We start from the raw sequence: 12980 nt of genomic DNA, 5'->3' as shown, positions 1-12980 counted from the left end.
AGTAAGCAATTGCTTTTTTCAGGTAATATAGTTGCAACTTCTAGAGACCTGGCTCCCTAAATAGCAGTCGCCCTTCTACCGTTCGGGGAACAACTGACAGGCCCGGTTAGTTGGCTGATTTGCCCAATCCAAGCGAGAATTCCCAAATCGATCCATCCAACCTTCCAAATAAGCTCGATTAGCCTTTTTTTCCTCTGGGTCGGAGGTATTCATGGGATGAGGTGCTAAACCCAAAATAGTCGCCGTCGTCACGCAAAACATCGACTTCTGAAAACTCTGGCAAATTTGCACCCGCACATCGTCTTCACCCCGACAGCTAGTGCGATAAACTTCGTGCAAATAATCCGGCAGAAAATGCCGCATATCTTGCATCAATTGAGTTGGCGGAATCCCTGCACCTCCAATAGGTAAAGGGTCAGCAAACAAAGCCCCGTAGGCAAATTCTCTTTGTTCTTCCGGGATTTGATGAGCTTGAGCATTGTATGAAACTGTGCCAAAAAACGCAGTGCCCCGAAAGAAAACAGCCTCTACATAAGGCACGGCTACATCTGGTAAAAATGTCAAATTTGCCGTCGCTGGTAGTATATCGTAGACTTGAGGGCCAATCTTGACGCTGTAGGTAATCGGTAGGCTGGCCGCGGCTACTAAACCGGCTTTGACAAAATCAACTACATCAGAAATAGACTTAGTTTCTCCTCGATCGTAGGAATCAGATAAGTCTATGAACAAATCGCTCATTACTCGCCAAAACTGACCGAGACCGGTGTAGTAAGCTAGCATCCGCACTTGTTCGGGCAAAAAATCAGGAAATGCTTTGTGGAGGGCTTGCATGAAAAAATTACCTTTCAGCTTAGCCGCGATCGCTTTTTCGACCAAACTGCTAAATTCCGGGGAATCCAAATAAGTGTCCAAACCGCCGCCGCCGTGCCAAAGCATTGTTCTCATGCAATACTCAGCATACTCAAAATTAATGCGATCGTGCCATAAATAGCGCATTAATTTGGGCACGGTCACATCTCCGTTGAAATATTTAAAAAACGGGAAAAGCACTAAAAACTGTTCTTCTGCAATATAATTGAGATTGCGAGAATAGGCATCTAAAACAATACCATAACTTTTCAGCACGCCGACAACTTCAACTACATTTTCCGTAGACTCAGGCAGTAAAGCTTTGCCTGATTCTAAGAGGTCAATGTATACGGCTAGGGGATGGGAAGAGGGTTTTAATACGGTACTTTTCATTTTTATTTAACCTGAATTGAAGGAAGGCACGACACGGATTTGAACACGGATACACTGATGAAGGGAATAGGTAGGGACACGCCAGTGCCGTGTCCCTACAGCCGTCTGCTGTATTTCATGGGATTGAAAACTGCCATACGACTAAAGTCCGATGCTACGAACCTAGGTCATATTTTATTTCAAGTTTTGAGCAATCACTTTAACTTGGGGTGGCACATTAGCTACCATTCCGATCGCAGTTTTTTCGCTCAAACCAACTAAAACTCCCGGCTGCACTCCCATGATGGCGATAATTATTGCTAAAACCAGCGAAGGAATACGATCGCGCCAGCGGACTTGCGGCAAATTTACCACCACATCCGAAAGGCGGCCGAAAAAGGCGCGGTTGACCATAATTAAAAAGTAAACTGAAGTTAAACCAGTGCCGATCATGCAGAGGAAAGTTTGCACCGGAAACACTGGCAAACTGCCCCGAAATATCAAAAATTCAGCAATAAATCCAGCCAAACCCGGAATGCCGGCACTTGCCATCACACCGAGGATCATTAAACTGCCAATCATCGGCAAACCGCGATCTGGATTGAATAAACCTTTGAGCACATCGATGTTGCGGGTGCCGGATTTTTTGTAAACAACGCCGACACTCAAAAATAGCAGCCCCGAAATTAAACCGTGGCTAACCATTTGCAAAACAGTTCCCAGCATACTAATGGGAGTAGCTGCGGCGCTAGCTAACAAAATGTAGCCCATGTGAGCGATCGAACTGTAAGCTACAATTTTTTTCATATCTTTTTGGGCGATCGCGCAACTCGCTCCGTAAAGCACGCTTACCACAGCCCAACTCGCCAACCAAGGTGCCGCCACCGCCCACGCATCGGGAAACAAACCCAAACCAAAGCGCAGCATCCCATAAGTTCCCAGCTTCAAAAGCACCCCCGCCAGCAGCACCGAAACCGGCGTCGAAGCTTCTACGTGAGCATCCGGCAGCCAAGTATGAAAAGGCACCAAAGGCATCTTAATTCCAAAAGCCAGCAACACCCCTGCCAGCAAAACAATTTGCCTTACCAAAGGCAATGGCAATCCTCCTTGCAAATGCGATGCGCCCGCTGCACCAACCATATCGAAACTAGAAGCACCGCTAAGCCAACCAGTCCCCAAGAAAGCAGCCAACAGCACAATTCCCGAAAATGCAGTATAGATTAAAAACTTAGTAGCAGCGTAACCCCGGCGCTCGCCTCCCCAAATCGCAATTAACAGGTAAAGCGGAATCAATTCTACCTCAAAAAACAGGAAAAATAGCAGCAAATTTTGAGATAAAAAAGCCCCTGTTACGCCGCCGGTAATTAACAGAATCAAAGAATAATAAAGTCGAGGTCTGCGGATCGACTCATCCGTAGCGTAAATAGCTATTCCTGTCAGCAGAGTATTTAAAATTACCAAAGGCAGAGCCAAACCATCAACACCGAGATTGTAATTCAATCCCAAAACATCTACCCAAGGAATAAATTCCGAAAATTGCAACTGACTGGTACTGGCATCAAACTGAACTGCCAAAATCACCGAGAGAATAAAAGTTATACCCGCAATGGCGATCGCGACATTCCGAACTATTTTAGAACTCACTGAACCGGGCCAGAGCCCAATCAGGGCAGCAGCCAACATTGGTATCCAGATTAAAGCACTGAGCATCAATTAAAACTTTCCTTTGTTACACAGTATTTAGAGCTATATTTAACATTAACGCAAAGCAACTACATATAAAAGCGATCGGCTAATTTTCTTGTTAACATAGATTCAAATGTCTCTGGAATCCTCCTATGACCTCAAGTCTTACAGATCGAGAAGATTTGCAAATTAAATCCGGTTCTCCTTCCACCCGCCTCACCGTTGCCGACTTGGAAGAACTGCAAGGTATACTCTGCGAAGCACATCTAGACTACCAACTCGAACTGGTAGACGGGAAGATTATCGTTATGGGCCCATCAGACATTGTATCGAGCGAAATTGGACTTGAGTTTGGCAGTCTTTTGCGTAACTGGGTCAAACCCCGCAAACTCTGACGAGTGTTTGAGTCCAGCGGCGGGTTTATTCTCCCCAATTCAAATCTTACAGCACCGGACGTTTCGTTTGTGGTAGCCGATCGCCTCAAACAAAGTAAAAGGTATTTTGCCGAACTTGTTCCCGACTTAGTGGTAGAAATCAAATCTCAGTCTGATCGCCTCAAACCCCTCCGAGAAAAAATTTTATCATTCATCGAACTCGGAGCCAAAGTAGGAATATTAATCGACCCAGACAAGCATACAGTAACAATTTACACTCCGATAGCCGAGCCAATGGTATTGAGAGACGGCGACATGATTTCAATTCCCGAACTTTTGCCAGGTTGGGAAGTTCCAGTGACCGAATTATGGCCGATCGATTTTGAATAAAACTCGATAAAAAAGCAGACAAAGCCAGACTAAAATCATCTGCGTTCATCTGCGTTCATCCGCCCTCATCTGCGGTTAAAAATTAAATAACATCAGACCAAAAGCAGACAAACCCCGAAAAATTCATCTGCAAACCTCTACAGTTTAAAACTGCCAAATAATCAACGCCAGCAACACAGCAACCCCCCCCGCAATAGTCAACACATAAAACTGCGACTGACCAGTGCCAGTGTACTTCAACCCTTCACCGCTGAAAATTGTGGCAAAACCGAACAAATTCACAGCCCCATCCACCACATACTTATCAGTCCAAGCGCTGATTTTAGAAATAAAAGCCACAGCCCAAACGACAGTCAAGCGGTAAACTCGATCGATATAAAAATCGTAAGCAAACAAATCCTGCAACGCCGGCACCGGCAGCCGTACCGGTCGAGGTAATACCCCGTACCAATAAATCGCCACCCCAACCGCAACGCCAATCAACCCAGATAACAACAACAGTGGCGTATCCAGCGTCTTCAAAAGCAAATTTAAAGCATCAAAATCTCCCGTTTCCGCCCAAGGCCCAGTCCAACTAATTAATAGTTGCCACTCCTGCAACATCCAAGGAACTAATAGCCCCATTACCGTCAAAATTACCATCGGCAAAGCCATCGGCCAACCAACTTCTGGAGCTCTGCGAGTTTTCGGCTGCGGTTTTCCCACAAACACTAAACCGAATATGCGAGTTAAATTTAGCGCTGTCAAACCGTTAACTAAAAGCAGCACTATTACCAGCCACAAAGGCACAGTCCAAAAACCGTTGAGCCAGCGCCGCATCGCCCAAAAGTTCCCCAAAGGCAACAGCGCTACCATCCCCGCAGCGCCTACTAAATAAGCCGTAGTCGTGGCAGGCATCTTCGACCACAACCCACCCATTTCTGTTAAATCTTGAGTGTTAGTTGTGGTAATAATTGACCCGACGCTCATGAATAATAGACCTTTGGCGATCGAGTGCGCGAACAGCAACAGCAAAGCAATGTCAACTTGATTTAGCCCCACGGCGATAAACACCAAACCCAAAGAAGCGCTGGTAGAATGCGATAGTGCTCTTTTGATGTCGATTTGGGCGATCGCTACCAAGGAAGCGCCAACAGCCGTCACCGCACCCAAAACCACCAGCACCGCATCTGCGATCGGCGAAAGCGCTAAAACAGGCTGAAGTTTAATCAAAACATAAGCCCCAGCGCCTACAACTACCGTATTCCGCATAATCGAAGCCGGGTTGGGCCCTTCCATCGCCTCGTCGAGCCATAGATGGAAGGGAAATTGAGCACACTTGGCCGTAGGTGCGGAGATTAAAGCCAAACCTAAAAGAGTGGCGACTACAGGAGACAAAGTTGCAGTTTCAGCCCATGTTTCCAAATCGGAAAAATTCAAACTTCCTGCTAAAGTTGAAAGCGTCACTACTCCCATCAGCAGTGGCACGTCTCCTACACGCTTGGTTAAAAACGCATCTCTAGCGGCTGTTACTACCAGCGGTTGAGCGTACCAAAACCCGACTAGCAAGTAAGTTGAAAGCGTCAGCACTTCCAACAAAGCGTAAGTTAGAAGCAGCGAGTCGCTAATGGCAATGCCGCTAATTGCCGCTTCAAAAAAACCCATCAGCCCAAAAAATCGAGCTAGCGCCCAGTCTTTTTCCATGTAGCCTAGAGCGTAAATTTGTGCTAGCAAACTCAGAACACTAACTAACTCCATTGCTCCGACGCTGACCGTGGAGATTTCTATTGCAAAAGACAAATCTAAATCTGCTGCTTGCACCCAGTGGACGAGCAACTGTTGGGGCGGTTGATCCCAAGTCGCTGTAAAAATAACTGACCCGTGCAGGAAAGCCAACACCGTCATCAGCAAATTGAAGTAAGCCGCAGGCCTCGGGCCTGTTCTCCGAACGGTTCCCGTAGACCACGGCAAAGTTAAAATTGCGCCTATTAAGCCATATAAAGGTACCCACCAACAGGCTTGGAGGAGAAATTGAGTCATTTAATTTATCCCTTAAACTTGAAATTACGGGCTGCCTTTATACAAAAACAGTTGCGGGCGATCGCGTGATACCCTAAAACTTTGACTAAACCCGATCGTATAGTTCTGGCAAAATAATTTGCACCCAAGATTCACTATACATTAAAGCATCTAAACTGAGAATTCTCTCAACACAAAATTACTTGCTTAGTAGAAGAGGCACTCAAAGAAAAAAATGCCTGCCGATGGGCCAAGACTGCCTTTTTTGCCGATTTCCCTGCGATCCCCCTTTTGAAATCCCCAATTTTTCCGGCAGTGATTAGCTCCGACTTCACATACCGAACTCTACTTTATGAGTATTATTACTTACTTTAATCCCCCCTCGCTCTCGGTATCTACCCCTCTAAATATTAAGATTATTAAATAAATATTAAATTATTTTAAGTAACATAAAAAATTTTAATTTTTGTTATTAAACATTATGATGTTAGTTTATATTGTCAAGGTGGACAGATTCCCCTATTCTTATAGGATAGGAAGCTTTACACTGCATTACTAAAAAATGTGGGCCTCCCCGTCCAAATTTTTAGATTTCTCAAAGATTTGTAACGGTAATTTCGCTCATCCTCAAAGGAGATTCAAAAATGTCAATTGCCGTGGGAATGATTGAGACAAAAGGTTTTCCCGCTGTGGTGGAAGCTGCCGATGCTATGGTCAAAGCTGCCCGCGTTACCCTCGTGGGCTATGAAAAAATCGGCAGCGCCCGCGTTACCGTAATTGTGCGCGGCAACGTGTCGGAAGTCCAAGCCTCAGTCGCAGCAGGAGTGGAATCCGTCAAGCGTGTGAACGGCGGAGAAGTCGTCTCTACCCACATCATCGCTCGCCCCCACGAAAACCTAGAATACGTTCTGCCGATTCGATATACAGAAGCAGTAGAACAGTTCCGAGGCTACTAAGTTCTTAGCGCACAAAAATTTCGTTAAAGGAAAATTTGTGCGATCGTCAAAAATTAACTGTTTAGTTCCCCAAATATTCAATCAGGAGTAAAACCAATGGCAATTGCAGTTGGCATGATCGAAACCCTAGGCTTCCCCGCAGTGGTAGAAGCCGCTGACGCGATGGTCAAAGCAGCCCGCGTCACCTTGGTAGGCTACGAAAAAATCGGTAGCGCTCGGGTTACGGTCATTGTAAGAGGAGATGTCTCGGAAGTGCAAGCTTCTGTCGCAGCCGGAGTAGAGTCAGTGAAGCGCGTTAACGGCGGACAAGTGATGTCCACCCACATTATCGCCCGCCCTCACGAAAACTTAGAGTACGTGCTGCCGATTCGCTACACGGAAGCTGTAGAACAGTTCCGTGAAGGCGTTAGCGGCATTCGCCCCCTCAACAGATCATAAGATAGGCGATCGGCTGTTAGGGGCGTTTGGTAATTAAAAATTAAAAATTAAAAATCGCGCTGTTTTTGATTTAGCATTTTTAATTTTTAATTGAGGTGGGTATGGGATATTGGTTATTAGTCATGAGTCATGAGTCATAAGTCATTAGTTACTAGACGAAGCTCTAAAAAGCGGACAGCGGACTGAGGACAGAGCTAATTAAAAAAAGACAAGTGACAGTGTAAAAATGACAGTTACCAATTACCTATTACCTATTACCTAAAATGCAAATGGCCAAAGTTCTCGGCACAGTTGTCAGTACCCAAAAAGAGCCGACACTGAGAGGATCGAAATTTCTACTGCTGCAATTCATCGATGAGGAAGGTTCGCCAGTTCCCGGCTATGAGGTAGCCGCTGACTGTGTGGGCGCTGGTATAGATGAATGGGTTTTAGTAACCCGAGGCAGCGCAGCCCGGATCGCGCCCGGAAGCGAAAACCGTCCGATCGATGCTCTAGTAGTAGGCATTATAGATACTGTCAATGTAGAAAACCGCCTCATTTACAGTAAAAAAGACGACCCGTACGGCTAGTTGCAACCGTTAGCAGTTAACAGTTAGTGGAAAAATAACTAACAACTAACAACTAACAACTAACAACTAACAACTAACAACTAACAAAAAATTTTTCAGCTTAGGAGAACTTAATTTATGGCAGTCCGCAACGTTGCGGCTCCCCCGACGCCTTGGTCGAAAAACTTGGCTGAGCCCCAAATTCACGACACCGCCTTCGTACATTCCTTTTCTAATATTATTGGGGATGTGCATATCGGTTCTAATGTGATGATTGCCCCCGGGACATCTATCCGCGCCGATGAAGGCACTCCTTTTTATATCGGACAAGGAAGCAACATTCAAGACGGAGTAGTGATTCACGGCCTAGAACAAGGCCGAGTCACAGGAGACGACGACAAATCCTATTCTGTGTGGGTGGGGAAAAATACTTCCCTCACCCACATGAGTTTAATTCACGGCCCGGCATACGTGGGCGACAACTGCTTTATCGGCTTTCGCTCTACGGTGTTCAATGCCAGAGTGGGGAACGGCTGCATTGTCATGATGCACGTACTAATTAAAGATGTGGAGATTCCCCCCGGTAAGTACGTACCTTCGGGAGCCATCATCACTAATCAGAAGCAAGCCGATCGCTTGCCTGACGTTCAAGATTCTGACATTCAATTTGCGACCCATGTCATCGGCATCAATGACGCTCTGAGAACGGGTTATCGCTGCGCTGAGAACATCGCCTGTCTAGCACCAATTCGCAACGAGCAAACTAAAAACCCAAATATGACTCAAACCAAATATTCTACCCATGCCGGCACCCAATTGAGTTCAACTCTTGCCGATAGCATCCGCAATTTACTAGCCCAAGGATACAGCGTGGGAGCCGAACACGCCGACGCACGCCGCTTCCGGACCGGTTCTTGGCGCACTTGCGGCCCGATTGCCTCAAAGCGCGACTCTGAAGTAATCGCGGCTTTGTCAGCTTGCATGGCCGAGCACCAAGGAGAATACGTCCGCTTGATCGGGATTGACACCAAAGCCAAGCGCCGCGTACTAGAAGAAATCGTCCAAAGACCGGGAGACAACGGCTCTAACGGTTCAAACGGTGCGAAAACTCACCAATCTAACGGTAAAGTTGCACAACAAGCTTCACACCACAATAGCGGTTCCGTGTCAAGCGGAAAATTGAGTGCCGAAACAGTGGCTCAGGTTCGCGGCTTGCTAGCTCAAGGCTACAAGGTGGGGACGGAACACGCCGACGCCCGCCGCTTCCGCACCAGTTCTTGGCAAAGCGGGGCTTCACTGCAAGTCAGAAACGAATCTGAGGCGATCGCCGCTTTGGAAGCTGTGATGAATCAGTACCCAGGCGAATACGTGCGCTTGATCGGGATTGACCCGAAAGCTAAGCGACGCATAGTTGAAGAAATTATTCAGCGTCCCGACGGCCCAGTTGCTCAATCGGCTAAGCCTGCAGCAACCTCGGGATACAAAGCAGCTTCGACTGGTTCGGCCAGCAGCGGAAGTTTGACCGGCAAGACGATCGACCAAATCCGCAACCTGCTTTCCCAAGGCTACAAAATTGGCACGGAACACGCCGACGCGCGCCGTTTCCGCACCGGTTCTTGGAGCAGTTGTGCTCCGATCTCATCCAACCGCGAATCCGAAGTGATTTCTGCCCTCGAAAGCTGTCTCAAAGAACACAGCGGCGAGTACGTCCGCTTGCTCGGCATCGACTCCAAGGCGAAGCGCCGGGTACTCGAAGAAATTATCCAACGACCTTAATTTGCCTGGTAATTAGCCTGTTTCTTCCGTTAAGCCCTCGCACTGGGGCAAACGGGAGAAACCCAAGCGGATTGAAGTAGGATTTGAGATAGTTAAAAAGCTCGAATGAGAAATGTTGGTCAAAATCTAGAATCTTCGGAAAGTTTCTATAAAACGTTAAAGCATCAAGATTCTCAGTATTAGTAAATTATCGTTTCTTAGATTGACATGGTTAAATTTATCAGTCGAGAAAATCCATAATTTAAAGTCGTTTTATCGAAAAAAATAGCTCCTTTCATGGTGAAGTCGAATGTATTTATCGCCACTGCAATTAAGTAGCAACTCTCAGATTTTGATGAGTGGCGATGTAGTTGTGAATGAGGGTGCGGCGATCGCCCCTGGAGCAATCCTGCAAGCAGAGCCGGGCAGCCGGATCTCGATCGCCGCCGGTGCCTGTATCGGTATGGGAGTTATCCTTCACGCCCGTGAAGGTACTCTGGAAATCGCGGCGGGCGTTATTCTGGGTGCAGGAGTGCTGGTGGTAGGTGCCGGAACGATCGGGGAAAATGCCTGTATTGGCGCCGGGACGACCCTAATCAATCCTTGTATCGAGAAAATGCAAATTATGGCAGCAGGTTCTCTAATGGGAGATACCAGCCGCCAAGCCGCCGCAGAAGAAGCAACCGCAACAGCGCCAACAGCAGCGCCAACATCACCAGAAACCCCCGAAGCCACTACGCCACCAGTGGATCGACAGATCGAGCCGATCGAGCCGCCACAACCCGCCCAAACACCGCCTCAAACAGCGCCGGAGACTGCCCCAGAACCGCCGGAATCCACTGCCGCAGAGCCGCCCCAACCAGGGGAAACGCCAACTATTCTGTACGGTCAAGCTCACATCAATCGGCTGTTGGGGACGCTGTTTCCGCACCGGCAAGCTTTTAATCGACCGGAGGAAAACGGCCAAACTCTATCGGGCGGTTCCGGGTAGCCGTCATTTCCGCAAAAGGCAGCTATGCTGAAGGCAGAAAGATCAAATATAAATAGGTAATCTCATATTATTGGTAGCTCAGCAATTGGTAAGGCCTTGCCGCAGCAATCTGTGTCTTGTAGCTCGTGCAGTCTGTCTTCTCATCTGAGAAACTATAAACTATCAACAAATTTTTATTTTGGGAAGTTTCTAAGGGTAATAGAAGATGGACGGACAAACAGATCGTAACAGTCACGAAGAGCGATCGCAGCGCCAGGAATACTTCAAAGACACTGCTTTGGGTTTGGTATCCACCAAGAGTTTTCCGGCAATTGTGGGGACTGCTGACATGATGCTGAAGTCGGCAGGAGTGATTTTAGTAGGATACGAAAAAATTGGTTCCGGCCACTGTACCGCGATCGTCCGGGGCAGAATTTCGGATGTGCGTTTGGCTGTGGAAGCTGGAGCTCAAACTGCCGAACAGTTCGGGCAGTTTGTTTCTAAGTTGGTGATTCCTAGACCTTTGGCTAATTTGGAAGTGGTTTTGCCGATCGGCTTTCGGCTGACTGAACTTTCGGAAAAAGGCAGTTATTCTCGGCTTAGCAATCAGGCGATCGGTTTGCTCGAAACCCGGGGATTTCCGGCAATGGTCGGTGCTTGCGATGCTATGCTCAAATCCGCAGACGTACACTTGGCAGCTTACGAGAAAATTGGCGCCGGCTTGTGCACGGCAATTATTCGCGGTGCAGTTGCAGATGTAGCAGTAGCCGTAGAAGCGGGGATGTACGAAGCTGAGCGAATTGGCGAGTTGAACGCGGTGATGGTAATTCCCAGGCCTTTGGAAGATTTGGAACAAACTTTACCGCTGGCGAGTTGCTGGATCGAGCAGCGTAAACCTGTGATGATGCCCGTGTCGGTTAAGGAAAAGGAACAAGAATTGATCGAACTTCCAGATTTGGAGAAATTGAGGGTTTATGTGGAAGAGGAAATCAATCGGTAATTGGTAATTAGGCAACAAAAGTTTGTAGAGACGTGCTGCTGCAAATACTGAGACGCAGTTTGTCAAAAAAATATAGAGTTTACTCGGTGGGACTGCTGGCAACAATTTATACTGAGTAGCGGTCTCAAACTTAATTTGCCGATCGAGCCGATCGCCGCCGCATCAAGAGACACAGAGCACCAAGTAAAACTAGACTTTTGAGAGCAAGTCGATCGTCGGGTAAACTATCGAACTGACTAATAAGTAAATCCAGCGGACGTGCAGAGCCTTTCAACAGGATTTAACTACTGTTAAAATAAACCACAAATTCTGTTTAGGGTAGATTTCCGGGAATCATTTAAGAGTTACTTTGACCGCAGGTGGATGCTCTTTAAACAGATTAACGGCTGTCTAACTCCAGACTGACTGCACAGGAATCAACCCCCAGAATCAAGCAATCCTGAAAGTGGACCTATGAACCTCAAACAATTTTACAAGCGCGGTTTGCACAGCGCCAAGAAAGGAAACTATGAAGCGGCACTTGAGGACTTCGATCAGATACTGCAACTCAATCCCGCCGATGCCAAAGCCTATAACAATCGCGGCTTGGTTTACTATTACATGAAAGACTACCAAAAAGCGATCGCAGACCTCAGCCAAGCCCTAGATATCAACCCTAATTTGTTCGAGGCTTACTTGAATCGAGGCAATGCTTGGCGTCATCTCGGAGAACACGAAAAAGCCATTGAGGATCTAAACTGTGCTTTAGCAAATAAGCCTAACAGCCACGCTATCTACAACAACCGGGGACTTGTACTTGCTAATTTAGGAAATTACGAAGAAGCAATAGAAGACTACAATCGAGCTCTATCTATCAATTCCAACAATTATAAAACCTATTACAACCGGGGGCGCGCTTACTACCTTTTGGGAGAAAAAGAGGCAGCAACAGAAAACTTTAACGAAACGCTGCGGTTGAATCCCAAATATATCAAAGCTTACATAAATCGCGGTCTCTGTTACCACCAATTAGGAGACAATACGCAGGCGCTGGCCGATTACAACACAGCACTCGCGATCGATCCACAAAATGTTTATGCCTATTATAACAGAGGTTGCGTTCGCTATAAATTAAAACAAATGCAGCTTGCAATTGAAGACTTTGACAAAGCCGTAGAACTCGATCCGAACTATGTTAAAGCTTATCTCAACCGGGGTTTAGCGCTGTATAAACTTGGAGATATTACGGCAGCCAATAAGGATTTCTACCATGTAATGTGCATTAATGCTGAAGCTTATTTATACTACCAAGCACAGAGGTGTACGCCTGATATTAATTCGTACTTCAAGGAAGCGCCACAGGTCGAACTTAATAATGCTGCTGAATACTACAACACAACATTAAATACGATGTCAACTTCCTTAAGTTCAGCAGCATTAAACGCGGTCTGGAATCAAGAAGATTTGGAGAACCGAGACTCGATTATCTGTGAAGGTGAATTTATTAATGATTGATTTAGTCAGTAGTCAGTAGCCCTTAGTCATTAGACTTATTGCCTAAATCTTTGAGCGAGGAAAGCGCAGATGCAACCCACATTCCGCAGATGTGTGTGGAATTTTTTTATCAGTTGTAAAAAGTTGGAGTCAAAAAGTTTTTCCGTTTAA

At 46.6% G+C, this 12980-nt stretch carries 11 protein-coding genes and 1 pseudogene; 8 read left to right on the top strand and 4 right to left on the bottom strand.

Annotated elements, in window-relative coordinates; genetic code table 11:
* Nucleotides 1–75: 75 nt before the first annotated feature.
* Nucleotides 76–1242, bottom strand: coding sequence for a CO2 hydration protein (locus QUA25_RS16205; RefSeq protein WP_333039571.1), 1167 nt, complete (start codon nucleotides 1240–1242; stop codon nucleotides 76–78).
* Nucleotides 1243–1416: 174 nt separating this feature from the next.
* A complete protein-coding gene (locus tag QUA25_RS16200) occupies nucleotides 1417–2931 on the bottom strand; it encodes an NADH-quinone oxidoreductase subunit M (RefSeq protein WP_333039569.1) in 1515 nt (504 codons plus the stop codon).
* Nucleotides 2932–3059: 128 nt separating this feature from the next.
* Here QUA25_RS16200 and QUA25_RS16195 point away from each other — a divergent pair.
* Nucleotides 3060–3671: pseudogene (locus tag QUA25_RS16195) on the top strand (Uma2 family endonuclease).
* Nucleotides 3672–3815: 144 nt separating this feature from the next.
* On the opposite strand, the gene QUA25_RS16190 reads toward QUA25_RS16195, so the two are convergent.
* Nucleotides 3816–5690: an NAD(P)H-quinone oxidoreductase subunit F gene (locus QUA25_RS16190; protein ID WP_333039567.1), complete on the bottom strand. Its 1875-nt coding sequence runs from the start codon at nucleotides 5688–5690 to the stop codon at nucleotides 3816–3818.
* A 623-nt stretch (nucleotides 5691–6313) separates the two neighbouring features.
* Between QUA25_RS16190 and QUA25_RS16185 the strand changes: the two genes are divergently transcribed.
* From QUA25_RS16185 to QUA25_RS16160, 6 genes are all read left to right on the top strand, one after another.
* Entirely contained in the window at nucleotides 6314–6625 is a 312-nt protein-coding gene (locus tag QUA25_RS16185) for a carbon dioxide-concentrating mechanism protein CcmK (protein ID WP_006635059.1), read from the top strand.
* A 96-nt stretch (nucleotides 6626–6721) separates the two neighbouring features.
* Nucleotides 6722–7063, top strand: a complete 342-nt coding sequence (locus QUA25_RS16180; protein ID WP_006635058.1) for a carbon dioxide-concentrating mechanism protein CcmK — start codon at nucleotides 6722–6724, stop codon at nucleotides 7061–7063.
* Nucleotides 7064–7326: 263 nt separating this feature from the next.
* Nucleotides 7327–7632: a EutN/CcmL family microcompartment protein gene (locus tag QUA25_RS16175; RefSeq protein ID WP_006635057.1), complete on the top strand. Its 306-nt coding sequence runs from the start codon at nucleotides 7327–7329 to the stop codon at nucleotides 7630–7632.
* Between the two features lie 117 nt (nucleotides 7633–7749).
* Nucleotides 7750–9387 (top strand): ribulose bisphosphate carboxylase small subunit, encoded by a 1638-nt coding sequence (locus QUA25_RS16170; protein ID WP_333039564.1) that lies wholly within the window; start codon nucleotides 7750–7752, stop codon nucleotides 9385–9387.
* A 289-nt stretch (nucleotides 9388–9676) separates the two neighbouring features.
* Nucleotides 9677–10357 (top strand): carbon dioxide concentrating mechanism protein, encoded by a 681-nt coding sequence (locus tag QUA25_RS16165; RefSeq protein WP_333039562.1) that lies wholly within the window; start codon nucleotides 9677–9679, stop codon nucleotides 10355–10357.
* Nucleotides 10358–10562: 205 nt separating this feature from the next.
* A complete protein-coding gene (locus QUA25_RS16160) occupies nucleotides 10563–11336 on the top strand; it encodes a BMC domain-containing protein (protein ID WP_190731639.1) in 774 nt (257 codons plus the stop codon).
* A gap of 130 nt (nucleotides 11337–11466) precedes the next feature.
* Here QUA25_RS16160 and QUA25_RS16155 read toward each other — a convergent pair whose 3' ends face one another.
* Nucleotides 11467–11610, bottom strand: a complete 144-nt coding sequence (locus QUA25_RS16155; protein ID WP_333039560.1) for a hypothetical protein — start codon at nucleotides 11608–11610, stop codon at nucleotides 11467–11469.
* A 179-nt stretch (nucleotides 11611–11789) separates the two neighbouring features.
* On the opposite strand from QUA25_RS16155, the gene QUA25_RS16150 reads away from it, so the two are divergent.
* Nucleotides 11790–12830 (top strand): tetratricopeptide repeat protein, encoded by a 1041-nt coding sequence (locus QUA25_RS16150; protein WP_333039558.1) that lies wholly within the window; start codon nucleotides 11790–11792, stop codon nucleotides 12828–12830.
* The last annotated feature ends 150 nt before the right edge of the window (nucleotides 12831–12980 follow it).

Source organism: Microcoleus sp. Pol17C6 (assembly GCF_036701145.1).
GTDB lineage: Bacteria > Cyanobacteriota > Cyanobacteriia > Cyanobacteriales > Microcoleaceae > Microcoleus.
The sequence above is the reverse complement of the archived record's forward strand: the minus strand, read 5'-3'. Positions and strand labels throughout refer to the sequence as shown.